Raw genomic sequence first — 24382 nt, 5'->3', positions numbered from 1 at the left:
CTCCACAGCGACCAAGGCTTCCAGTATACCCACAAGGAGTACCATGCCTTGTTGAAGCGCAAGAAAATGAAAGTGAGTATGTCGCGTAAGGGAAACTGTTGGGATAACGCCTGTATCGAGAGCTTCTTTGGACACCTGAAGTCGGAATGTTTTCGACTCGCCACGTTCTCGACCGAGGAAGAGCTTATTATGGCAATTGAACAATATATCCATTTTTACAACCACGAACGTTTTCAACAAAAACTAAACAACCTTAGTCCAATTGAGTACCGAACTAAGGTTGCTTAAGGCTGCTTTTTAAGGTTGTCTACTTGACAGGGTTAAGTTCAAAACCGCGGCTTTTTTTGTTTTAACGATGTACGTCAGCAAATTTGCTTTAACCATATCTATGTATGTTATCATAGTAATAATTAATATAAAGTTGAGCCTGATACTTGGAGGGAATACTCATTAGTAACGTTACCCTGAATGAAGCGATGATCATGTTAAAGAAGACGAGCCGGACTTTTTATATACCCATAAGTTATTTGGAACTGGGATTAAAGGAGGCTGTTACATCTGCCTATCTATGCATGAGGGCAATTGACGAAATCGAGGACCATAAAGAACTCACGGACGAATTGAAAGTGAAACTGCTGCTGGGCATTCATGATATATTCAAATCCGAGGATATGATGGTAACCCAAACTCAACATTTGCTCTCACCTTACCAAGAAATATTACCGGACGTTACGATGCAGATCGATGACTGGGCGCTTCTTTGTCCGTCATCCGGCGTCCCGATCGTATATCGTTACATCGCCAAGATGTCGTTACATATGGCGCAGTGGGTTCAAAGCGGGTGGAATATCCACACGGAAGAGGATTTGGACAGATATACTTATAGTGTGGCTGGGATGGTTGGAGAAATGTTATCCGAGCTTTGGCTCTGGCATGACGGGACGCAGTCTGATTCAACCAAAGCAATTGCCTTCGGAAGAGGACTGCAAGCGGTAAATATCCTTCGCAATAGAGAAGAGGATCTTCATCGCGGCGTCGACTTCTATCCGGATGGTTGGGGATTTAAGGAAATGCAGCAATACACACGCCGAAATTTACAAATTGCCGATTCATATATTGCCGATTTGAAGGATGGTCCAGCATTGAAATTTTGCAAAATCCCATTATCCTTAGCTCATGCCACAGTAAATCTCATATCTGCTGGCGGAAGCAAATTAACGAGGGATGCCGTACTGAAAATCGTGAATCGCGTAACCGGCTAATCGCATTGTTCGAATGTATACCGGAACTGCAAGAAATCCGATAGATCCATATTGAGAAGGCAGCCGACGCGTAATCGGCTGCTTTTTTGTTAAGTACTATTAAATTTCCTCCATGAAACGGACGGATGGATCGTTGGTGAGAAGTGGATACGCGAAGGGACAAAATTAAGAGGGAGAGCGGAGAAGTTCGTCATATGGAGAAATAAAAAAGCTTGGCCATAAGCCAAGCGACAATAAAAAAAATATTGAACATGAAAAAGACGCTATGTTATAATTTATAGCGCAATTGAAAAAAATCAAGTTAACTGGCATTATCATTACTATTCCTAATTTGATTGTACACCAGTGACCTCTGATTTGTCAATGCTCTTTTTTATCCCCATAAAATGGTAAAGGGAGTGTGTCAGAACATCATGGAAGCAAAAGAATGGCAGACAGAACAAGAACGGCTGGAACAGGTCAGGGAAAAGCTGAAAGCAAGGATTGGCGAGTTGGAACCTGTGGTTACCGGGCTAAGCGATCAGGCTGCTGAGATACGCAGACGATTCTGGGAAGAAGTAACAGTCAACACAAGCACGGATGAAGAATTCGAAGAAACATTCTATACGATCAAACAACAGGCCGCGATATTATCCGAACGGGAACGCCGGCAGCGGCTTCTGACCCAGCAATGGAAGAACTTCAATCAGTTGCTGCCTTCTCCCTATTTCGGGCGCGTCGATTTTCTGGAAGACGGCATGAACCTGAGCGAGCAGATTTATATCGGCGTATCATCTTTTATCGATGAAGATGGAATGAACTTTCTGGTATATGATTGGCGTACTCCCATCGCAAGTCTTTACTACGACCACTCCCCAGGCGCGGCCTCATACATCACCCCGATGGGGCAGATTTCGGGTAGGATGGAGCTGAAACGGCAGTATCAGATTCACAACGGTCACATTCGAAATATGTTTGATGCGAACCTGACGATCGGCGACGAGCTGCTCCAGCAAATGCTTGCCAAAGGCGCAGATTCACAAATGAAAAGCATCGTATCCACCATTCAGCGGGAGCAAAACGCCATCATCCGAAACGATCGCAGCCGGCTTCTGATCGTACAAGGCGCGGCCGGCAGCGGGAAGACCTCAGCGGCTTTGCAGCGCGTGGCGTACTTGCTGTACAAAAACCGCGATTCGCTGAAGGTTGACCAGATTGTTCTTTTCTCGCCGAATCCGATTTTTAACAGCTATGTATCCTCTGTTCTTCCCGAGCTTGGCGAGGAGAACATGCAGCAGACGACGCTGCAGGAATATCTCGAATACTGGCTGGGTCCATCCTTGCGACTGGAGGATCCCTTTGATCAGATCGAATATGTGCTGACCGCACAATCAACCCCGAATTACGAGATACGTCTTCAGGGAATTCAATACAAGGCATCGGAGTCTTTCATGAAAGCTTTGCAGAATTATGCGCAGTGGCTGGGCCGGGAAGGGATGCTATTCAAAAGCATTCGATTCCGGGAGCGTGATCTGATTACGGCGGAGCAAATGAGAGCCCAATTTTACAGCTACGACCCTTCCTTGAGCTTGGCCAATCGGGTTGAGCAGCTTCAGAAATGGCTGCAGAAGGAGATATCACTATTGGAACGCAATGAGCGTAAGGCGTCCTGGGTAGTCGAGGAGCTGAGTTACCTCGATACGGAGCTTTATGCGGAAGTGTTCGGCGAGCTGCACAAGGATCGGGAAGTCTTTGACATTGCCGAGCATTACGCCGTAGTGAACGAGATAAAAAGCAAAAAACGCCGGGGAGATGAAGGCGATTTTGACTTCGCCGGACGGGAAGAAGAATTGCTCAGCCAGCGGATCGTGAAGAAGAGCTTCAAACCGCTGAGGCAAACCGTGAGGAAATTATCGTTTATCGATGCCCATGGCTTATACGTCCAATTGTTCGGCGATGTAGCTGCATATCGGGAAAAAACGAAGGAATCCGATGTCCCTGCTATGTGGCCTGAAATCTGCAAGCAAACCATAGAAAAGCTGGATCGGCTCGAATTATACTATGAGGATGCGACTCCTTATTTGTATTTAAAAGAATTGATCGAAGGCGTTCGGACGAACACAGAGATTCGACATGTCTTCGTTGATGAGGGACAGGATTACTCGCCGTTTCAATACGAGTATCTCAAAAAACTGTTCCCTCGTGCTCGCATGACGGTACTCGGCGATTTCGGGCAGGCGATCTTCATGCAGTCCACAAAGCTGCAAGGGGACGATTCGCCGCTGCTTCGGCTTTATGGTGAAGCCGATACAAGCTTGATTCGTCTAGTGCGCAGTTATCGTTCTACACGGGAGAGCGTGGAATTCACGAAAGAACTGCTTACCGATGAGTCGGACATCGTACCCTTTGAGAGGAGCGGACCGAAGCCTGTTCTTGCTGGGTTTGAAGGCAGAGAGAGACGTGATGCGCAGTTGATGAAAGACATCGCGGCGCTTAAAGCCGACGGCATCGACTCTATTGCCATCATTACGAAGACTGCGGCCGAAAGCCGACAAGCATTGGAATCATTACGGTTGCAGGGATGCGAAGCCTTGCAGCTCATTACGAAGGAGACCGTCACCTATCAAAACGGGGTGATGGTTGTCCCCGTATATCTCGCAAAGGGCATCGAGTTCGATGCGGTCTTGGTCTATGATGCTTCGACCGAAACCTACGGCAGGGAAAACGAACGCAAGCTTCTTTATACGGCCTGTACGCGGGCCATGCACCGACTGCATCTTTACGCGACGGGCGAGTGGTCTCCGTTCGTGCAGGCAGTGCCTGAGCAATTGTATGAGAAAACAACATAATTTGCTCGTATGTCCATAACCTTGGCCATTAAGTTGGCCAAGGTTATTTTTTTTGTTGATTTTGTTAGTCTGTCCAATACATCTATAGAAGGGGCGGGACTGTTCCTCTCTCTGGCTTGGCGCTGAGTGACTTGTCAGAACATGCTACGGCTTAAGGAGCTCTCGGTGCATCCTGGGGATTAATTACCTCCGTTGACACGACACTTAACGGTGTCATACAATAAATTCGTCACCGAATGGTGTCGTATAGTATGAGACCGTGGCCAGATGCCGTTTTTGAACCACCAAACGCAGAGGAGGCACCTTGATGACAAAAGGTGAAAGGAATACAAAGATTGATCCGTATTTTAATAAGCTTAAAAAGTGGAAGGAAGAGTTCGGGCTATTGAGAGAAATTGCGCTGGACTGCGGCCTGACCGAGGATTTTAAGTGGATGCATCCTTGTTACACGTTCGACGATAAAAATATCGTGTTGATCCACGGTTTTAAGGATTACTGTGCGCTTCTGTTTCACAAAGGCGCATTGCTAAAAGATCCCCATGGGATCCTGATCCAGCAAACGGAGAACGTTCAGGCCGCGCGCCAAATTCGGTTCACCAATGCTCAAGATATAGATGAAATGCAACTGATCGTGAGAGCTTATATTACGGAAGCCATTGAAGTGGAGAAAGCCGGTCTGCAAGTGAATTATAAAAAGAATACGGATTACACCATACCTTTAGAGCTGGAAAATAAGTTCGAGGAAATGCCTAACCTAAAAGAGGCTTTTGAAGCATTGACGCCAGGTCGGCAAAGAGCGTACATTTTGCATTTCTCTGCACCCAAGCAAGCCAAAACACGAGAGTCAAGGGTTGAAAAATATATCCCGCTTATCCTGAATGGTAAGGGATTAAACGATTAGATATTTTTACATATTGGGGATTACACGCTGCGCTATGCGCGGAGTTCTTCCAAACAAGAGTACAAGCCGAGGCAACAGGCTGCTGGTTCATTCAACCGGCAACCTGTTCTTTTTTATTATTAGAATATTGACGCCAACCAGAATGCCACTTAAACTATTCAATATATCAATTGAACAGTTTATTGCAGGAGTGTTGAATCCATGAACGAAAGAGAGCTTAAAGACGAATTATACAAGGAATTTACACGAATTGGAAAGTGCCTCTCCAGCCCAAAACGTTTAGAAATTCTGGATGTTTTGACACAAGGACCAAAATCCGTAGAAGCTATATCAAAAATCACATCCATGTCTATAGCGAATGTCTCTCAACACTTGCAGACCCTCCATCATGCCAAACTAGTCGATTATAAGAAACGAGGAAATTTCGTGATTTATGAAATCGCTGATCCTGCAGTCTTGCACTTTTTAGACTCTCTGTATGGTTTATCAGAAAAACAACTTATTGAAGTCCAGCATATTAAAAACGAATTCCTGGGTCAGCTATCGGATATAGAAGAAGTATCATTTGAAGAGCTCCTGAGCCGCATGGAAGCAGGGGAAGTGACGCTGATCGATGTTCGTCCAAAGGACGAATATGAAGCTGCTCATATTCCTGGCGCTATCTCGATACCTATAGAAGAGCTGGCCGAACAGCTGCATGCCTTGCCTGCGAAGGCCAAAGTCGTAGCCTATTGCCGAGGTCCTCACTGTTTAATGTCTGTCAAAGCCATCGAGATACTAAAGTCCAAAGGAATCGATGCGGCTCGCTTAAGCAAGAGGGTTCAGGACTGGGAAGCATTTGCGAATAAGCGAAACAGCGAAGAACAGGACATTTCGTAAACAAGCGTCCTTCCATTTATCAATTCACCAATCATAAAGGTTGACGACGACGAAATGGAGAGCTTAAGGTCTGTGGAACCGGTCATGATTCAAGGTGATTAGAGGGGCAACTTCATATCGTATTTCTACGGAAGGAAGTCATTTGAATGTATTCGAAAAAAGACATGACGAAGCTGCCGGCTTCGCTGCAGAGCTATGTGGATTCACCCGAAAAACAACGTAAATTGTACCGGCGGACACTAAACATCGTTGTTATTTCACAAATTTTCGGGGGCGCTGGTCTTGCGGCAGGCATTACCGTAGGGGCGCTTTTGGCTCAGGATATGCTGGGAACCGACAATTTTACGGGTGTACCAACGGCACTGTTTACGTTAGGCTCAGCAGGTGCGGCCTTGCTGGTTGGCCGTCTTTCCCAACGATATGGACGCAGTTTGGGATTGGGACTCGGTTTTCTGGCGGGAGGCATAGGAGCGATTGGAGTCGTGTTAGCAGCCGTGTTGAATAGCCTGACTCTGCTCTTAATCTCACTATTGATATATGGTGCAGGCACCGCAACGAATTTGCAGGCACGCTATGCCGGGACGGACCTGGCCAACTCTAAGCAACGAGCAACCGCAGCCAGTACGGCCATGGTATTCACTACCTTTGGTGCAGTAGCAGGCCCGAATTTAGTCAATGTCACTGGCGATTTCGCCCTGTCGGTGGGGATACCGAGTTTGGCAGGACCCTTTTTATTGGCAGCTGCGGCATATATCCTTGCGGGCATCGTTTTGCTCATTTTTCTACGTCCCGATCCTTTGTTGGTAGCAAATGCTATAGCACTGCAGGGAAAATCGGATAAGCATGCCGCTTCGGCTAAAAAAATGGGTACTGCTGGATCCGGAAAGCGTGGAATCGCAATCGGTGCTGTGGTTATGATCTTAACGCAAATTATAATGGTAGCTATTATGACCATGACACCCGTACATATGAGACATCATGGTCATGGACTAAGCGAAGTGGGCCTTGTCATTGGCTTTCATATCGGATCGATGTATCTTCCATCCCTGATTACCGGTATCCTGGTCGATAAAGTCGGACGTAAGGCCATGGCGATGGCTTCTGGGGTTACGCTTTTGCTTGCAGGGGTCATTGCCGCCATGGCACCGGCTGATTCCATGACCGTATTGATTGTCGCCCTGTCTCTTCTAGGGTTGGGATGGAATTTTGGCTTGATCAGCGGAACGGCATTGATCGTAGATGCAACAACCTCAACAAACCGTGCGAAAGTGCAAGGGTCTGTTGACGTATTGATTGCCCTCGCGGGGGCATCAGGTGGGGCCCTTTCAGGTATGGTGGTTGCTCAATCCAGCTATGCCACACTTTCATTTGCCGGGAGCATACTCGCCCTGCTTCTGATCCCGGTTGTGTTTTCGCAAGGTCAGGATAAAAACGAAAAATCCATCTCTTTCTAACGCGAACCCGATTTCGTTGCCACTTCTTGGGTAATAAACTCAACAGTGGAGAACTCGTCGAGCATCCGCTGGGTTCCGCCGAGCTATACCTTCAAGCCGCGGGCGATAAAGGGATTAACGATTATATCGTATGGAAGTCTGAAACGGGTGACGCATTTCTGTTCCGTCTTCACAATCCAAAAGGCGAGGAGGCTTCGGACTTTGCCGGTCCGGTCCTCGTTTCGTTATCTACGGTTCAAAGCGATTCATAAGTTGGCAATACACAATCCTGCAGCAAAAACTCCGTGATGAACGCGGAGTTTTTGTTTTGCAGGTTAGCGTCAAACGGAACATCATGAGTGTTTATTGCGTATTGACCTGGAGTTAACTCCAAGTGATAAGCTTAAGTCTAAGGAGGGATTATGATGGAGTATGTGAAACTAGGGAACACTGGTCTCGATGTATCCCGCATCTGTCTTGGGTGCATGGGATTTGGCGTAGCAGAGCGCTGGGTGCATCAATGGGTGTTAAATGAAGACAGCAGCCGTCCTATTATTAAAAAGGCATTGGAGCTTGGCATCAATTTCTTTGATACGGCGAATGTCTACTCGGACGGTACAAGCGAGGAATTTGTCGGCCGCGCCTTGAAAGAATATGCGAATCGCGACGAAATCGTCCTGGCGACAAAGGTTCATTTCCGTATGCACGAGGGTCCCAATGGGATGGGGCTGTCCCGGAAGGCAATCATGAGCGAAATCGACAAGAGCCTCAAGCGGCTGGGTACCGATTATGTTGATCTGTACCAGATTCATCGATGGGATTATGATACGCCTATCGAAGAAACGATGGAGGCCCTTCATGATGTGGTGAAAGCCGGAAAGGTTCGCTACATCGGAGCTTCAGCCATGTATGCATGGCAGTTTCTCAAGGCTCAGCATACCGCTGAAAAGAATGGCTGGACCCGGTTCGTTTCGATGCAGAACCATTACAACCTCATTTACCGCGAAGAGGAGCGAGAAATGCTGCCGCTGTGCCAATCCGAAAAAATCGGCGTGATCCCCTACAGCCCATTAGCATCAGGAAGATTGACGCGAGACTGGTCGGAGACGACGCAGCGTTCCGAAACGGACATGGTTCAGAAATCCAAGTATGATGCCACGGCGGATGCCGATCGGGTTATTGTGGAACGGCTTGCAGGCATTGCGGAAGAGCGGGGCATTCCCCGCGTTCAAGTTGCGCTCGCCTGGCTGCTGCAGAAAGAACCGATCACGGCTCCCATTGTCGGCGCGACCAAAATATCTCATCTGGAGGATGCTGCAGCCGCGCTTACAGTCAAACTCACGTCGGAGGAGATGGCCTCCCTGGAAGAGCCGTACATACCTCACCGGGTTGTGGGCGCCTTATAGCTTTAACAACTAACTTATTTAGGAAACGGCATTGAACAGAGAAGGTGAATCAAGACATGACGGCGACGATAAAAGAAATCAGCGAAAGGTTCGGGCTTTCCCAGGATACCCTGCGCTATTATGAGCGCATTGGGTTGATTCCTCCTGTAAACCGAAACAAAAACGGTGTCAGGGATTACACGGAGGAAGACATCAAGTGGGTGGATTTTGTTAAATGCATGCGTCAAAGCGCGGGGCTTCCGGTCGAGGTGCTGATCGAGTATGTTTCGCTTTTTCAACAAGGAGACGACACGCTTGAAAAGCGAAAGGGGTTGTTGATTGAACAGCGCAATCGACTGGGGGACAAAATCGAAGAAATGACGAACACACTGGAGCGCCTAAACGATAAAATTACAAGATATGAACAGACCATCATGAAAAAAGAAAATGCACTCAGGAAGCAGACAGACTAACTTATCAAGAAACCGGGTTTCGGGAGGGTTCCCGACCCGGTTTCTTGATTATAAATGAATGATCGCTTATTATTATTTCATGAGACATAGAGATGATAACAAAGTGGAAGCCATTTTTGACGCGACGATTCAATTAGTGAATGAGATTGGTTTTGCGGAAACGTCGATTTCCAAAATAGCTAAAAAAGCTAACGTATCGGCTGCAACGATCTATATTTATCATGAGAATAAGGAGGATTTGCTGCTTAAAACTTACTTAAAAGTGAAGGGCAAGATGAGTAAGAGCATGTTACAGGGATTCGATGATACGCGATCGGTTAAAGAACGCTTTGAATCGATCATCCGGAAGTATGTTGAGTTTATACATATGCACAAAGACTATTTTCTATTTTTAGAGCAAATCATGAATTCTCCATTGCCGCAGAAATGGTGTTTGGACGAGACCGCAAGCCTGTTCCAACCTATTTTCGAGATGTTTGAAACGGGTAAGAAGCAGAATATATTGAAAGCGGAAGATGTGGATATGTTGATCGTTTATTCGATTTTACCCGTAGCCGAATTGGCGAAATCACATCTGAAGAACGGAACCCGATTTGGCAATCGGGAATTGGAAGCAGCTATCGTTATGAGCTGGGATGCAGTGAAAGCTTAAACGCAAGAAGGAGCATTACAATTAATGTAATCCGATTCTTTTATCTTAGACTAGATTGGACAAATCGAGGTAGAACCCTATGACCATTTTCTTGATATGCGCTGCTTTAATCCTATCTATTACATTGTTTCTGAGAGTTTATCCGCCATTCGGCCAAAGAGTATCTAGGGAGAAACGAAACGAATTTCGCAAACTCCCGAATTTCGACCGTAATCATTTTGTGAATCCAATCCATACCTCCATGAGGATGGGAACCACAGACTTCATGTCATTATTACGGGATTACATGAAACGGAATACCAATCGGAAGCCGACTTCTCCATTACCGATGAAGCGAGTAGATCCCGCAAGTATACAACAACAAGCCCTAACACGTGTGACGTGGTTTGGACATTCTGCATTCATGCTGGAAATCGAGGGGAAAACGCTGCTGTTCGACCCTATGTTAGGAACGTCTCCATCCCCAGTCCCTGTTTTTGGGAATCAACGTTATAGCAGGGATATTCCTATTGATCTGGACAAGCTCCCTCCCATTGATGCCGTCGTTTTGTCTCATGATCATTATGATCATCTGGATTTCAGTTCCATCCAGAAGCTAATGAAGAAGGTTAAGCATTTTTATGTGCCGCTTGGCCTTGGTGGTCACTTGGAGCGCTGGGGGATTTCAAAATCGAGTATTACCGAGCATAATTGGTGGGATGCATCCGGGTTAGACGGTCTACAACTTATCTGCACGCCAGCGATACACTTTTCTGGGCGAAGCCTGTTTGACCGTGATTCAACCTTATGGTCGTCTTGGGTCATTATCAGCAACAAGAGCCGAGTCTATTTCAGCGGGGATAGCGGGTATGGTCCGCATTTTCAGGAGATCGGTGAAAAATACGGCCCATTTGATGTGACGCTCATGGAATGTGGTCAATACGACAAGCGTTGGGCGAATATTCATATGATGCCTGAAGAGACGGTACAGGCTCATCTGGATGTGAAAGGGCAATGGTTGCTTCCGATCCATTGGGCAGGGTTTACGTTGGCCTTGCATGACTGGAATGAACCGATCGAACGCGTGACTATGGCTGCTAAACAAAAACAAGTGCACATACTCACTCCTCAAATTGGGGAATCGGTAGTAATAGCTCCATCGGAATATTCTACAGAGCCTGATCATGCTGCCGTTTGGTGGAAATAACAAAAACAGCGGCAATTTATCAACATACATGCATTATAAATCCGCGGAATCCGCGGATTTTTTTGTTCATCTGTAACACGGCTGCATCACTCCTAGTACAGCTTATTTCGGGAATGGTCTTGATGGCCATCGAACAGAACAAATTCCCCATAAAGCCATCAACCACATCATATTTCCCATGACCGGATACGATTATTTAACAATGAGATATTCATAGGAATGACATAGCAAACAAAAAGAAATATCAATTCCTTAATCCTATTATGATAAATATGAGTTGATTTAAGGTGAAGGGGTGTATGTATGAGGTCTTTAGGGTCGTTGAATGTTGATGTAATTACATTGTTTGTGGAGGGTTTGCACAATGTGAAGGTGTTCTATCAAGAAGTATTCGGTTTTTCCGCTGTTTATGAAGACGATGTTTCTGCGGTGTTCAATTTCGGAAATATGAGCATTAACCTCCTGAATATCTCCGAAGCCCATGGTCTGATCTATCCTGGAACTGTCGCGAGCCGGGAATCCGGATCTCGGTTCCAGTTTACGATCCGGTTGGATGATGTAGATACAGTTTGCAGCGAATTGAAAACACGCGGCGTTACCCTGCTTAACGGTCCAATGGATCGGCCGTGGGGTGTCCGAACCGCTGCCTTCATAGATCCTGCAGGGCATGTGTGGGAGATTGCGCAGCAAATCATTTGAAGAAGTTATGGATTGCGTGTTTAATTTAGGGACAGCATTTGTCACAAAAATGCTGCATTTATTCGTTAAGAAAAGCCTGAGTTATCAGGCTTTTTGATTTCTTATCCAGTATGTGCACAACTGGACACGGAAAGATCCCTATCTATGAAGACTTCGAATGACGGATGGCTGTCTCGATGTAAGCCCTCAAATTTTTGATGAATGTGCGCATGGCATATCCCACGAATCTGTCGCTGCGGTAGATCAGACAAATGTCTTGAGAAGGCGTAGGATTCCTTAAATGCACGACTTTGATCTCTGTATTGCGAAGATTATCCAGTAGAAGTCGCGGCAAAACGCACGCGCCAACTCCGCTCTGTACCATCTGGAGGAGGGAGGATAATGTTGTGGTCACCATATGCGGCTGCACTGCAAAGCCGTTGTCTATACAGAAGCGGTCGATCAGCTTGCGGCATTGATGATCGGGTGGAAACATGACCATATTCATGGAGCGCAGCCTGTTCAAGGGGATGAAGTTCTCCCCGGCAAGAGGATCGTCCCTATGTACAGCCAATGAGAATTCCTCGTGAAACAGGGGAATTGACGTGAGACGTTCATCGTTAACGGGTCCGATGGTTACGCCGATATCGATGCTTCGGTCCAAAACCTGTTCCGTTACCTTCATGGTTTCCAGAAGGGACAGCGAGATGGCGGGGTAGGACTGATGGAAATCCAGCAGCAAGGCATTAAACATGAGATCCGCGTCACCGGGCAAGACCCCGATCGATAGCGATCCACCTTGCATCTGCTTCAGATCGGCAATGGCATCGCCCGCTTGCTGCAGATGCCCGAACACGGCGGCGGCATGTTCATGAAGAATCGCTCCAGCGTCAGTAAGAACAATGGTTTTTCCCGCGCGATCGAACAACAAAACCCCTAATTCTTCTTCCAATCTCCTGATCTGCTGGCTTACGTTGGGAGCACTGACTCCCATTTTTTCGGCTGCTCTCGAGAAGTGAAGCTCTTCGCATATAGCCATAAAATACTGCAGTTGTTTTAACTCCATCCTGCACACCTGCTTTCCCTTGCATCCTGGAATGGATGTTTCACGATTATTGTGGCGTTATCTTCCTGATCTGTCAATTCATTATCGTTAACTTATACTTAACGTTCCAGTAATGTTCACTGCATTGATGTAACGTTCCGTGCGACCTATACTTGGGAGCATAACAAACGTTTTTTATGACGAAGGAGGAAATGAACATGTCCGAAGCGATAATCAATACGGCGAAGATTGGACGTCAAGTGGTGCTGCAGCAGGTGGGGGCTATACCGGAGGAACGGTTCGACATACAAAGTGCAGGATTTAACAACACCATCCGTTGGAATGTCGGCCATATCATTTATTGGATGGATACGTATGCTACCCTGAGCTTTGGTTCCCCATCAGCCATTCCGGACTCGTATGCTTTACTGTTTAACTCCGGAACCAAGCCCTCGGATTGGAAGGTGGCTCCTCCATCGAAAAAAGAACTGGTCGAGATGTTAACAGCTCAGCTTTCACGCCTATCTGGGCTGAATTCTGATATGCTTGACGAAAAGCTTTCAACTCCGTATGTCATGGGCCCGTTCCAATTCAGCACGGCTGGGGACCTGTTCAACTTCGCGCTGCTTCACGAAGCCATTCACCTCGAAACGATATCAAGCCAGCTAAAGGTTCAGACGTGTTAATCAAAGCTTGGAAAGCGTAAACAAAGGCGAATGATCGACAGCTCCATGAATGGAGCTTGCATTTTAACCATTAACCATAAGGAGGAAGCCTACATGAAAAAATCTGTAGACTCCGTATCAACCCGAACAACTGAAAGTTTTGAAGCTTTTAAACAGGCTTTAGAAACAGGGCATACAGCGGATTTTCTTGATAAGGTTACAGATGGTTTTCATTTCTTTGTTCCGCTCCCGCTAGATGGGTGGGATCACAAGCAGCAAGGCAAAGAGCGGTTCGAGGAGCTGGTCAGGCTCGAGCGTTCCGTATTTCAGATGCAGCTGATTCCGCTCGTCTTGATTGAGAATGCGGACCACGGGACGGTGGTATTTCGCTCAGAAGGTTTGTTGAATGGCCGCTCTTTTAGTAATGAGCTTGCGATCGTCTTCGAGTTCGAGGGAGAGCGGATTGCCTCCTTCCGCGAATATGTAGGTATGCCGTTAAAAAACTATGAGGCCCCCTAAAACGCATGAAAAGCCGCCAAAATCGCGGCTTTTTTGGGCTAAAGATGATAAATAAAGCGAGTAGACAATTTGCAATCTCAGTCACACGGGTATCATGGGAGATTTACCAACCGATGCGGATGATCAGGCCTTTCGGGTCGCCAACTTCAAGGTAAGCGGCCTGGCCGTTGACATCGTCATACGGAAAACCGTAGGCCAAGCGGTTAATGCTGTGGTCGTGCCAGAATTTTGCGTAATAATTGGCCGGGGCGGCTTGATAGTAATTCGAAACGTTATTCCAGTCGGTGGCCGTGTATACATGACGTTGAATGGCGGCACAAGTTGCCGCATCCGTTAAAGCGCCGTCGCACCGGAAAATATCCTGGGTGCTGTACGGAGCGTACCCGCCGAAGTAGTTGGCATTCACGCCACCCTGGGCAAAAGAACCGTGAATCGGCGCGACAATGCGATACGGTGCTTGAATCGTAGCCAATGATTTGAAGGCGGCCGGAACTTCCGCCTGGAATTTGGCGAAGATTCCGTTTCGGGTTTCGGATTCCAGCTCGCCTACAGTCTGGTCAAAGGAACCGGATTTATTGACCAGACGATGCTGGAGGGGGAAACCGAATCCGTCGACGCGTGTCGTATTGCCGTGATAGCCAGCGGCGTCAATCGTGAATTCAACGAAATCAAAATAAATATCACGGTTCGGGTCGGTCGGATTGTTCAGATCGGGGCCGGCGAATCCATCGTTAAAGGTCTTCAGATACAGAGGAGTACCAACGCTAAGGAACATTCGGCCCGATGTGATCTGGGGCAATGTGACCCAAGAAGCATCGCTGACTTTATGATAAATGTTGGCGTAGTTGATGCCGTTCTTGGTTAAATGGCCTGGCGCATCATTCAAGGCGCTGGAGATCGGGATCAGATTGCCGTTAAGGTCCAAATAGCTCCACTGGTTGTTGACGGGATTGATGCCGAGAACGCCCCAGTATATTTGCTGGTCGGTATAAGCGCCTTGGGTCCCGTTCATGATCTTGACCGAGACGGCACCGTTTGGCGGCATGGGTATGGTGGATGGATGAATGTCATATATGGAGCCGGAAGAAGAAGGAGGCGTCGTGGAACCGGCAGTGTAAGAGAATACACCCGTGTCGTAGGCAGGGATCCCGTTATTGTAAGTAAACGAATACGTAATCACGTGGCCGGCGGCAATGCCTGAGATGGCCTGTTCATATCGGGATTTTCCGGCATGGTAAGACATTCTGAAATTTTGCTGTTCGCCGCCATTCACTCGATAATGGATATCGACCCAGCTAGTGTTGACGGCGGATTTGAACCATACGGTGGCTGTGCTGCCGGATAATTCAACGCCCCGTGTATAGTCCGCAGCTTCGGCTCTCGTACCGAAAACGGACCAACAGGTCAGCAGCAGCGACAGAATCAGCAGGTAACGCATTCCCTTCTGCATTATCAAAAATTCCTCCTTTGAACTTGGGATTAAAATAACTTCGCAACCGGGACTGAAACGGCATCCCTCCTTTGTTTGACGTGATCGTTGGCTGACAGTCAATGGCAATCCATGCGATGACAAAAAGATTATAAATCCGTTTACCAAAATTTAGTAGTAGCGGAATTTCGGGATGGGGTTCGTCATTTCGGAAATGGAAATATGCGCGTGGTAATGACAATGGAAACACTCCAAAAAGCAGCTTATCCTATGGATGAGCTGCTTTTGTGGTATGCTTCGTTCATGTTTCTAAGATGTATAGGATAGGGTTAACCCAATCCCTCGAAATCGTGCAATCTGCGCAGGCGGTAAGCGTTCATGGCGAATTGGCGCAGCTCCTCAAGTATGGTGTAATTCGCCCATGCGCCTGCGAAAGCACCGATCCCGGGTACCATCTGCAGCATTTTCCGGAAATCCATGGCATCTCGATACTCGATCTGAAAGGTTTCCCAGTCCATATTCCGGGCATATTCGGTATCAGAGCGCCATTGTTCCTTTTCAATATGCCAACGCTTGACGGAATCGAGCAGCCTGGCACGGTTTTCGGGCCCCGAAAACGTCATTTGAAATACCTTGAGGATGAATACCCGCTCGGAGAAGTGTTTGGTGTCATAACCGTAAACATGCGCCAGCTCGAACAAAAATTTCATTTTGATCGCGATTAAAGCCGGAAAGTCTACCATGCTGAACATGATGCCGCCGGCTCCGGTACCAGCTCCTTCGGCAACCGCGATTTTTTGGTACAGAGCAAACAACTCTTTCGCTTCTTGATCGGCAGCTTCCAGTTCCAGAGAACGCTGGACCGGCCGGCTAGGCGTATATTCTGCTCCGAACAGTGCCGTACGCACGATCGATCGTATGGTGGTCGTTATGATGGTGTGCACCTTCGGGGGAATCCAATGATTAATCCGGCTGCCGATGGTTTTCGATGTTTTTTCCAGCCAGCCCGGCGGTTTGAACATCTGGTGTTCCCAGTCGGCGATCTCCCTCTGTACTTTATGCTCGTAATTCATGATCAATCGCTCCTCTAAACGTCTTCGCTATATTGTAACGAATATCTCCGTGGTTCGGAACAGACCGCGGCAGGTAACAGACCTCGACTTAAGTCCAGTATCGCCGAAGAGGATTGATAAGGGCGTGTCGAACGCAGAGCCTGCACGGTGATGCACTTTGGAATAGATGCTTACGTTTGCATATAGATCATATCGGTGGGACGATTGACATGAACCTTCGTAATCTGTTCACTCATATAACTGGCTGAATATTTGAAGTCAGATTGTATCCAGCATTTAATTATGCCGATCATTGCGTGAATTTGATAGTTAACGGTCATTTCCTGGTCAATGGTGGGCTCATCATGCCGCCGTGAAAAATAGTAGTTGCCCGTGAACATCTCGATGTACAACTGCTCTAGTCTTTCATATAGCGAATCCGTCTTTCGGATGGCATGCAGCGCTTTAAATAACTTCTTATTGTTCTCGACATGTTCGAAGCTCAGCCGGGTTGACGGAGACACCTTGTCAAGATTGACCGACTGGACTTTGCTGAAGGTAACAGTAACTGCGTTGCGGAAGCCTTCGATCGCGTCCTTGAATAAATCCTCCAGTATTTCTTGCTTGTCCTTATAGTGGAAATAGAAGGTGCTGCGATTATAGTCAGCTCGGTCCGCGATTTCGGATACCGTGATGGCATTTGCATCATTACTTTCTAAAATGAGATCGATGAAAGCGGCTTTTAAAGCGTTTGTCGATTGCCTTCTTTTGCGCTCCTGTCTGTGAAGATAAGCCAACAGAATCACATCCTATGATTGAAATTTACGATTATTCCAACACCTTCATGGCTTTTGTCGGAAGTCCAACAAATTGAAGAGTGTTGTGGATTGTAACCGATTTCTCCTCATTCTATTATAATTTTGTTGGGTCATAATGAACAGCCCGAGAGACGATATAGAGAAACAGACAGGGAGATGAGCAAATGTCCAGATTGAATGGAAAAGTGGTTGTCATTACAGGAGCTGCGCGTGGAATGGGAGCGACACATGTGCGGAGATTCGTTACCGAAGGCGCAAAGGTAGTATTCACCGATATTTTGGAGGAAGAAGGACGGAAACTTCAGGATGAACTTGGACCAAACAGCCTTTTTATAAAACATAATGTTGCGGACGAAAGCGAGTGGCAGGCTGTGATCAAGCAAGCTGAAACAGCTTTCGGTTCGATTAACGTACTCATCAACAATGCGGGGATCGACCTTCCGGCGGTTGATTTGGAGGAGGTCTCCGTCGCCCAATACCAAAGGGTTATTGATGTGAACCAGCTGTCGGTATTTCTTGGCATGCGCTACGTCGTGCCTTCGATGCGCAAGGCGGGCGGCGGTTCGATCGTCAATATTTCTTCACTTGCCGGTATCGTTGGAGCTTACAAAAAAATTGCCTATACCGCATCCAAATTTGCGGTTCGCGGGATGACGAAGGCGGCAGCACTGGAGCTTGGCGATTACGGAATCCGCGTCAACTCCGTGCATCCCGGCTTTATCCGGACGCCAATGACAGAAGCGCTCATCAACGACGAACTGGAGGCAAGTTTTCCGATTCGCCGAGTCGGTCACCCGGAAGAAGTAACGAATCTCGTACTTTATCTAGCTTCGGACGAATCGAGTTATTCCACCGGCTCCGAATTTGTAATTGACGGTGGTCTCGGCGCTCAATAAGCACAAAATGAGAAATCAGGTATTTAAGTTGTACGTTTCAAAGTAAAAGATCTGAAAAATCCCATCGCGCTCAAGATGGGATTTTTCTTTATGTGACTAGCTGAATCAGCGCTCTTATTCAGACTGACTCCGTCCTTTTTGGATGAGAATACGAGCATACCCTCGTATTAATCCTTGGGATTTCTCATAACGGCATGAGCTGATCGCTAAAATCCCCGATGTTGTTCTGGCCAATGATTTGCTTGGCTTCCTCGAGTACGCCGTCTGAAGTGCGGGCCTGTTGAACCAACATGAAGTGGTGGTTATCCTCTTCCTGGAGTACCGGTTTCCTTAAATTGTCAATCTCAAAAAAACTCATCACGAGTTGGTTTTATCTGGTACGGATCATGGACAGAATAAGTTTAGTCTCGCTTGTATACCATCCAACACTTCGGGCGGTATCTCCCTAACCTTGATATCCCCACCTAGAAATAGCAGCCAATTTGTGATTTCGGTCAATTCTTCCACCTTGTTCACATCGATAAAAGCCTTAAGAACGGCTGTGGTTTGGTAAGGATTCGTATATGCAATGGAAAACTTTACAGGATGGTACTTTTTGAACTGGGCTATCGCCTTTGGACCAAGATCAAGGACAAGGTTGATGAACTCTTCCTGCTTACTCAGCTGCTCTAAGATCTTTTTCTTGCCAACCCTTTTTTTCGTATGGAATCGTTCTATGTCGGAAAGATTGTCGACAGGAATAATCCGTCTCTTTTCTTCCGCTAAGTCAAAGCCTTCAATTAACCATAAGCTTTTCTCACGATAAAGGTGCAGGAGATAAATGGGATAAGACTTTATTTCCTTCTCTTCCTGGATGGTTACCAATAAATAGTTGTCCAGCAGAAGGAGTTGGATGAGTTTTTCTAACATCGGATGGGGCAGGTCGGACAGATCAAGCAAGTCGGGATTATGAGGATTGGTACCTTCAAACAGCAATATTTGATTTAATAGAACAAGATCGTCTTGTTGGTTCTCCGAGATGAGGCCGAGTAATTTTTCAGCCAAAGAATGGCGACTCTTTAGATAAGGGAGCTGTTGATTTCGAGTGGCCATAAAGGCGATAAACAAAGCTTTGACTTCAGTGTCGGTAAAGCGGACCGTGGGCAGGACGGAGTTGTTCATGACAAAATAACCCCCATCCCTCCCAACTTCAGCGACAAGCGGCATCCCCATGGCTTCGATTTCTCGAATATCTCGAATCGCCGTCGAGCGAGAAATGTTAAATTCGCGCATTATTTCAGAAATGGTAAAGTGGGCGCGGTTGTTGATATACCGCATGATGGTATTAATCCGCTCAACTTTTTTCATCGGACTCTCCTAAACAGTATCATTTTTTGACATGATTTAAGGTTATTATAAACCTATCAAGTGAAAAGACAAATCATTTGAAAAATTTTAAAAAGGAAGGTTTTGAATATGGAAAATTATACGCTTGAGGAAAAAGACAGCTTTATCGTATTAGGGATTGGAACCGAACTTAAAAGCGATTACACGGATTATGCCGGCATCAACAAGGAAAAAACGGAATTTTGGGAGTCGGTGAAGCAAGACGGAAGGCTTGATACCTTAAAGGCCATAGCTGCAAATGATTATATTTTTGCCGTGAACGAGGCGGTCAATAACAAGATGATGTATTATGCCGGCGTCATGACGGAGGAGTCGTTACCAGAAGCTACTAGGGTTATTCAATTCCCTAAAGGGGAATACCTCGTTGTAAAAGGGGAAGGGAAAACGGCGGATGAACTGAGCAATAAACTTACTGGCATTGCCTTTGGTCAAGTATTGCCGTCAGCCAAGGATTTTGCCTATGTCGGCGGGCCGAATGCAACGGTGGAGATGGAAGAGCGGGACGGCTTCGTATGTGGCGAATTGTGGATTCCCATCGTAAGGAAATAAATAAGATCAAAGGAGAAGTAGAATGGCTTATATCGTTGATTTTAAAAATGTATCCACAGTTGGTTTGGAGTCTTCGCCCTTAGCGGAAGCGCTTGCTGGTTTACGAGCGAATGAGGCGCGTTACTTCATGAACAAATATAAGCATGAATTTATGGTTGTACCAGCCGGCGATAGCCAGGAGACTTTGGATTATGTGAACCGAATATTGAAAGAAGAACGAGATCTTGAGTTTGCGGCCAAACCTTTGGAGACGTCTCGTTTTCAAGTGGAAAATATCCAGTGGGCTTTCGTCTTTTATGAGGATGGCCTCGCGGTCAATGTCATGTATACGGTTGATGATCCGAAGAAGCGGGCTGTCGGTTTTAAGCTTTCGGAGGGGATGGAGGTACCGCAGGAGTTGGAAGGGAAGTTTAAGTTTGCAAGGCAGAAGTCCAAATTAGCCGGAACCATTCGGGGCTCGTTCTTTGTAATTAAAAAGGAATACTGAGCGGTGAGCAGTCAAATAAATAACGAAAACCCAAAAAAGAACCTGAATCCTCTGATTTCAGGTTCTTTAATTATTGCAATTACATGGACACGATGATACAATCTGAATGCGACACAATCAGGGTTAAGGGTATAAATATCTCATCTTACAATTTAATTGTATCACGCTAAAATGCCCTTGTCAAATGTTTTTTCTCAATTTAATGGTTAGGAGAGATGTTGAATGCGTTCTTTGGTTCTCGATTTTCAAGACATGGAACAAAACCAGCTGTTGCTCGTTGGCGGAAAAGGAGTGAATCTAGGAGAATTAGCAAAAATCGAAGGAATCCATGTACCGGAAGGATTTTGTGTTACAACCGCGGGATATCAAAAAGCCATCGAACAGAACGAAACCTATCAAGATTTGCTGGGACAGCTAGCCATGCTAAAAGCAGAGGATCGAGAGCGAATTGGTGAAGTCAGCAGGAAGATCAGGCAAATCATTATGGACGCAGAGATTCCTGCCGACGTCGTGAAAGCCGTAACTCATTATCTCTCTCGGTATGGCGAGGAACATGCTTATGCCGTGCGTTCCAGTGCGACAGCTGAAGATTTACCGCATGCCTCCTTTGCCGGTCAACAGGACACCTATTTAAATATCATCGGGACAGAGGCCGTCTTGCAGCATATCCGTAAATGCTGGGCATCCCTATTCACGGATCGCGCCGTGATCTACCGGATGCAAAATGGATTTGACCACAGTCAAGTTTATTTATCCGTGATCATTCAAAGGATGGTTTTCCCGCAGGCTTCAGGGATACTATTTACAGCAGACCCGATGACATCCAATCGAAAGCTGCTGTCCATCGATGCCAGCTTTGGTCTCGGAGAAGCGCTGGTCTCCGGTTTGGTATCTGCCGATTGTTACAAAGTACAGGATGAGGTCATCGTGGACAAGAGGATAGCCGCCAAAACATTGGCGATCTATGGACGGCAGGAGGGTGGAACGGAGACCCAGTTGATTGCCCCGGATCAGCAAAAGATTCAAACCCTTACCGAACAACAAATTTTACGGCTGGCAGGCATCGGAAGACAGATTGAAGCTTATTTCGGCCGGCCGCAAGATATCGAATGGTGCCTGGCCGATGACGTGTTTTATATCGTTCAGAGCCGGCCGATCACGACGTTATACCCGATCCCTGAAGCGAGTGACCAAGAAAATCGCGTCTATATCTCTGTTGGTCATCAACAAATGATGACGGATCCCATGAAACCGCTGGGATTGTCTTTTTTCCTGCTAACGACTCCTGCCCCCATGCGCAAAGCCGGCGGAAGATTGTTTGTTGATGTCACACATCAACTGGCATCGCCTAATAGCAGGGAATTTTTCTTAAAAAGCATGGAACAGCACGATCCGCTCATGAAAGACGCACTTATGACCATCATAGAACGAGGAGATTTTATTAATTCGTTACCCGATGACAATAAAGAAGCGAGTCCCGTTAAAAGCAGTAATGCTAAGCCCCCTGCCGGTGCTCCCCCACAATTCGAAAACGAGCCGACAATCGTTAATGATCTGATTCAACGAAGTCAAACATCGATCGAAGAGTTAAAACATAACATCGAGACGAAATCTGGGACGGATTTATTTGATTTCATTCTGGAAGATATCCAGCAATTGAAGAAGATTCTGTTCGACCCGCAAAGCTCGGCTGTCTTTATGGCTGCCATGAATGCTTCATCCTGGATCAATGAAAAAATGAACGAGTGGCTAGGTGAAAAAAACGCAGCAGATACGCTTTCTCAGTCTGTACCCCATAACATTACTTCGGAAATGGGCCTGGCGCTGCTCGATGTCGCAGATGCGATTCGTCCTTATCCGGAAGTCATTGATTATTTGCAGCAAGTCAAACATGATGACTTTTTAAATGAGCTGGTTACGATTGATGGCGGGCGTGAAGCCCGAGACGCGATCTGTGATTTTCTCAGCAAATACGGGATGCGATGTGCCGGAGAAATCGATATCACTAGAACACGTTGGAGCGAAAAACCCGCTACGCTCATCCCGTTGATTCTGGGTAACATCAAAAACTTTGAGCCTAATGCCAGCCATCGAAAGTTTGAGCAAGGACGACAGGAAGCGCTGAATAAAGAGCAAGAACTCCTGGAACGATTAAACCGATTACCGGATGGTGAACAAAAAGCCGCAGAAACCAAACGAATGATCGACCTTGTCCGGAATTTCATTGGTTATCGGGAGTATCCGAAATACGGCATGGTTAATCGCTACTTCGTATATAAGCAGGCTTTACTGAAAGAAGCCGAACAACTCGTAGAAGCGGGCGTTATTCATGACAGAGAAGATATATATTATCTCTCTTTTGAAGAACTTCACGATATCGTACGCACAAATAAACTGGATTACCGAATGATCAACAAACGAAAAGACGAGTACAAACTATATGAAAAACTGACTCCTCCGCGTGTGATCACATCGGATGGCGAGATCATTGTTGGTGAGTACAAACGGGAACATATTCCTGCTGAAGCCATTGTAGGGCTGCCAGTTTCCTCGGGCGTTATTGAGGGAAGAGCACGTGTCATCTTAAACATGGAAGACGCTGATCTGGAAGAAGGAGACATCTTGATCACTGCCTTTACGGACCCTAGCTGGACGCCCCTGTTTGTATCCATTAAAGGATTGATCACCGAAGTGGGTGGACTGATGACCCACGGAGCCGTTATTGCGCGTGAATATGGGTTGCCTGCCGTTGTCGGCGTCGAGAATGCAACCAAAAGGATCAAGGATGGACAGCGCATTCGCGTGAATGGAACAGAGGGGTATGTGGAAATATTATAATAAATACCAACATGAAGCCGCGATTTTCGCGGCAAGCGATAGCTAAACATTTTGCTGTATTGGAAGATGCCGGACTCGTAAAAACAAAGCGTAAGGGGAAATATCGAGTCATTATCTTTATCAACGAACCACTGAAGAATTTGCTGAAAGGATGGATAGAGTAATTTTTAATTTTATAATGCTGGAGGAGTCCAAAAAATCATGAAAATCATTGTAACCAGTATATTCGTGCAGGATCAAGACAGGGCGCTGGAGTTTTATTCAGAGAAGCTCGGATTTGTTAAAAAGGAGGATGTTCCTGTCGGAGAATTCAGGTGGATAACGCTTGTTTCGCCCGATGTTCAAGACGGTACCGAGCTTTTGCTCGAACCGAATGAACATCCTGCCGCAAAGGAGTATCAAAAGAAGATCTTTGCCGAAGGTATCCCGGCAACCATGTTTGGCGTTGAAGATATTCGCAAAGAGTACGAGCGGTTAAGGGAAAAAGGCGTGAAGTTTACGATGGAACCGACAAAAATGGGCGAACTCACAATAGCTGTCTTTGACGATACCTGCGGGAATCTTATTCAGATCGTGCAGAAGTAATTTACGGATTTGTTAGATAACCCTGACTCTTCTGAATCGTGTTGGACAACAAGAACATGAGGACGATAAAAGCCGCATACGTGAACTGCACCCCAATTGTTAGACACATCTAACAGTTGGAGGTGCAGTTTTTTATGACTAAATTTACTAAGGACAGCAAATTGGCATTAATTCAAGGGTATGACTCGGGTCTTCTATCTCAGTCAGAATACGCAAATCAAATGCGCGTTACCAAGTCTCAATTCCAATATTGGTTAAAGCTCTATGAGATGCATGGTGAGGCCGTCTTTACTAACGGCTATACAAATTATCCGGCAAGCTTTAAACTGGACGTACTCAATCATATGGCTCAATCAGACGCTTCTCTCATGGATACCGCTGCATTGTTTAAGCTTCCGGACTTCTCCATGTTGTATTCCTGGCAGAGAAAGATGGA

At 46.5% G+C, this 24382-nt stretch carries 25 protein-coding genes and 1 pseudogene; 21 read left to right on the top strand and 5 right to left on the bottom strand.

Going from position 1 to position 24382, the window contains the following annotated elements:
- The 12 genes from BMX45_RS30890 to BMX45_RS30835 form a co-directional block, all read left to right on the top strand.
- On the top strand, positions 1 to 288 hold a 288-nt coding region (locus BMX45_RS30890), incomplete at its 5' end, for an IS3 family transposase (protein WP_139212467.1).
- 146 nt (positions 289 to 434) lie between these two features.
- Positions 435 to 1262 (top strand): squalene/phytoene synthase family protein, encoded by an 828-nt coding sequence (locus BMX45_RS30885; protein WP_090914614.1) that lies wholly within the window; start codon positions 435 to 437, stop codon positions 1260 to 1262.
- 413 nt (positions 1263 to 1675) lie between these two features.
- Positions 1676 to 4090, top strand: a complete 2415-nt coding sequence (helD, locus tag BMX45_RS30880) for an RNA polymerase recycling motor HelD (RefSeq protein ID WP_090914612.1) — start codon at positions 1676 to 1678, stop codon at positions 4088 to 4090.
- 307 nt (positions 4091 to 4397) lie between these two features.
- Positions 4398 to 4991 carry a YdeI/OmpD-associated family protein gene (locus tag BMX45_RS30875; RefSeq protein ID WP_090914609.1) on the top strand — a complete coding sequence of 198 codons (594 nt, stop codon included), beginning with the start codon at positions 4398 to 4400 and terminating at the stop codon, positions 4989 to 4991.
- Positions 4992 to 5192: 201 nt separating this feature from the next.
- Positions 5193 to 5870 (top strand): ArsR/SmtB family transcription factor, encoded by a 678-nt coding sequence (locus BMX45_RS30870; protein ID WP_090914607.1) that lies wholly within the window; start codon positions 5193 to 5195, stop codon positions 5868 to 5870.
- A 146-nt stretch (positions 5871 to 6016) separates the two neighbouring features.
- Complete coding sequence (locus BMX45_RS30865; RefSeq protein ID WP_090914605.1) at positions 6017 to 7324, top strand: MFS transporter; 1308 nt, start codon at positions 6017 to 6019, stop codon at positions 7322 to 7324.
- A 26-nt stretch (positions 7325 to 7350) separates the two neighbouring features.
- Positions 7351 to 7575 (top strand): hypothetical protein, encoded by a 225-nt coding sequence (locus BMX45_RS30860; protein ID WP_254778392.1) that lies wholly within the window; start codon positions 7351 to 7353, stop codon positions 7573 to 7575.
- Positions 7576 to 7728: 153 nt separating this feature from the next.
- Positions 7729 to 8709 (top strand): aldo/keto reductase, encoded by a 981-nt coding sequence (locus BMX45_RS30855; protein WP_090914603.1) that lies wholly within the window; start codon positions 7729 to 7731, stop codon positions 8707 to 8709.
- A 56-nt stretch (positions 8710 to 8765) separates the two neighbouring features.
- Positions 8766 to 9161, top strand: a complete 396-nt coding sequence (locus BMX45_RS30850; protein ID WP_090914600.1) for a MerR family transcriptional regulator — start codon at positions 8766 to 8768, stop codon at positions 9159 to 9161.
- Between the two features lie 58 nt (positions 9162 to 9219).
- The gene (locus tag BMX45_RS30845; RefSeq protein WP_090914598.1) at positions 9220 to 9813 is read left to right on the top strand and encodes a TetR/AcrR family transcriptional regulator; all 594 of its coding nucleotides are present in this window, start codon (positions 9220 to 9222) and stop codon (positions 9811 to 9813) included.
- Positions 9814 to 9892: 79 nt separating this feature from the next.
- Complete coding sequence (locus BMX45_RS30840) at positions 9893 to 10999, top strand: MBL fold metallo-hydrolase (RefSeq protein WP_090914596.1); 1107 nt, start codon at positions 9893 to 9895, stop codon at positions 10997 to 10999.
- A gap of 303 nt (positions 11000 to 11302) precedes the next feature.
- A complete protein-coding gene (locus BMX45_RS30835; RefSeq protein WP_090914594.1) occupies positions 11303 to 11698 on the top strand; it encodes a VOC family protein in 396 nt (131 codons plus the stop codon).
- A 142-nt stretch (positions 11699 to 11840) separates the two neighbouring features.
- Here BMX45_RS30835 and BMX45_RS30830 read toward each other — a convergent pair whose 3' ends face one another.
- Positions 11841 to 12743: a LysR family transcriptional regulator gene (locus BMX45_RS30830; protein WP_090914592.1), complete on the bottom strand. Its 903-nt coding sequence runs from the start codon at positions 12741 to 12743 to the stop codon at positions 11841 to 11843.
- Between the two features lie 197 nt (positions 12744 to 12940).
- Between BMX45_RS30830 and BMX45_RS30825 the strand changes: the two genes are divergently transcribed.
- Both BMX45_RS30825 and BMX45_RS30820 read left to right on the top strand, forming a co-directional pair.
- On the top strand, positions 12941 to 13408 hold the full coding sequence (locus BMX45_RS30825; protein WP_090914590.1) for a DinB family protein: 468 nt from the start codon (positions 12941 to 12943) through the stop codon (positions 13406 to 13408).
- Positions 13409 to 13501: 93 nt separating this feature from the next.
- On the top strand, positions 13502 to 13906 hold the full coding sequence (locus BMX45_RS30820; protein ID WP_090914588.1) for a nuclear transport factor 2 family protein: 405 nt from the start codon (positions 13502 to 13504) through the stop codon (positions 13904 to 13906).
- Positions 13907 to 14009: 103 nt separating this feature from the next.
- Here the strand turns inward: BMX45_RS30820 and BMX45_RS30815 are convergent, their stop codons facing one another.
- The 3 genes from BMX45_RS30815 to BMX45_RS30805 all read right to left on the bottom strand — a co-directional run bounded on the left by BMX45_RS30815 (position 14010) and on the right by BMX45_RS30805 (position 17184).
- Entirely contained in the window at positions 14010 to 15356 is a 1347-nt protein-coding gene (locus BMX45_RS30815; protein WP_090914586.1) for a glycoside hydrolase family 64 protein, read from the bottom strand.
- 308 nt (positions 15357 to 15664) lie between these two features.
- A complete protein-coding gene (locus BMX45_RS30810) occupies positions 15665 to 16408 on the bottom strand; it encodes an EcsC family protein (protein ID WP_090914584.1) in 744 nt (247 codons plus the stop codon).
- Positions 16409 to 16578: 170 nt separating this feature from the next.
- Positions 16579 to 17184 carry a TetR/AcrR family transcriptional regulator gene (locus tag BMX45_RS30805; RefSeq protein ID WP_175495245.1) on the bottom strand — a complete coding sequence of 202 codons (606 nt, stop codon included), beginning with the start codon at positions 17182 to 17184 and terminating at the stop codon, positions 16579 to 16581.
- Positions 17185 to 17369: 185 nt separating this feature from the next.
- On the opposite strand from BMX45_RS30805, the gene BMX45_RS30800 reads away from it, so the two are divergent.
- A complete protein-coding gene (locus tag BMX45_RS30800; RefSeq protein ID WP_090914580.1) occupies positions 17370 to 18101 on the top strand; it encodes a glucose 1-dehydrogenase in 732 nt (243 codons plus the stop codon).
- A 384-nt stretch (positions 18102 to 18485) separates the two neighbouring features.
- Here the strand turns inward: BMX45_RS30800 and BMX45_RS30790 are convergent, their stop codons facing one another.
- Positions 18486 to 19448, bottom strand: a complete 963-nt coding sequence (locus BMX45_RS30790; RefSeq protein ID WP_090914578.1) for a helix-turn-helix transcriptional regulator — start codon at positions 19446 to 19448, stop codon at positions 18486 to 18488.
- A 108-nt stretch (positions 19449 to 19556) separates the two neighbouring features.
- On the opposite strand from BMX45_RS30790, the gene BMX45_RS30785 reads away from it, so the two are divergent.
- The 6 genes and pseudogenes from BMX45_RS30785 to BMX45_RS30760 form a co-directional block, all read left to right on the top strand.
- The gene (locus BMX45_RS30785) at positions 19557 to 20036 is read left to right on the top strand and encodes a GyrI-like domain-containing protein (RefSeq protein WP_090914576.1); all 480 of its coding nucleotides are present in this window, start codon (positions 19557 to 19559) and stop codon (positions 20034 to 20036) included.
- Positions 20037 to 20058: 22 nt separating this feature from the next.
- Entirely contained in the window at positions 20059 to 20523 is a 465-nt protein-coding gene (locus BMX45_RS30780; RefSeq protein WP_090914574.1) for a phage tail protein, read from the top strand.
- Positions 20524 to 20745: 222 nt separating this feature from the next.
- Complete coding sequence (ppsA, locus tag BMX45_RS30775) at positions 20746 to 23361, top strand: phosphoenolpyruvate synthase (RefSeq protein WP_090914572.1); 2616 nt, start codon at positions 20746 to 20748, stop codon at positions 23359 to 23361.
- 26 nt (positions 23362 to 23387) lie between these two features.
- Positions 23388 to 23525, top strand: a pseudogene (locus BMX45_RS30770) (transcriptional regulator); the annotation flags it as partial.
- A 37-nt stretch (positions 23526 to 23562) separates the two neighbouring features.
- Positions 23563 to 23946 carry a VOC family protein gene (locus BMX45_RS30765; protein WP_036660724.1) on the top strand — a complete coding sequence of 128 codons (384 nt, stop codon included), beginning with the start codon at positions 23563 to 23565 and terminating at the stop codon, positions 23944 to 23946.
- Positions 23947 to 24080: 134 nt separating this feature from the next.
- Positions 24081 to 24382 (top strand): helix-turn-helix domain-containing protein (locus BMX45_RS30760; protein ID WP_139212520.1); only part of this gene is annotated, 302 nt, incomplete at its 3' end.

Source organism: Paenibacillus sp. cl141a, from assembly GCF_900109305.1.
Lineage (GTDB): Bacteria > Bacillota > Bacilli > Paenibacillales > Paenibacillaceae > Paenibacillus_AQ > Paenibacillus_AQ lautus_A.
The sequence above is the reverse complement of the archived record's forward strand: the minus strand, read 5'-3'. Positions and strand labels throughout refer to the sequence as shown.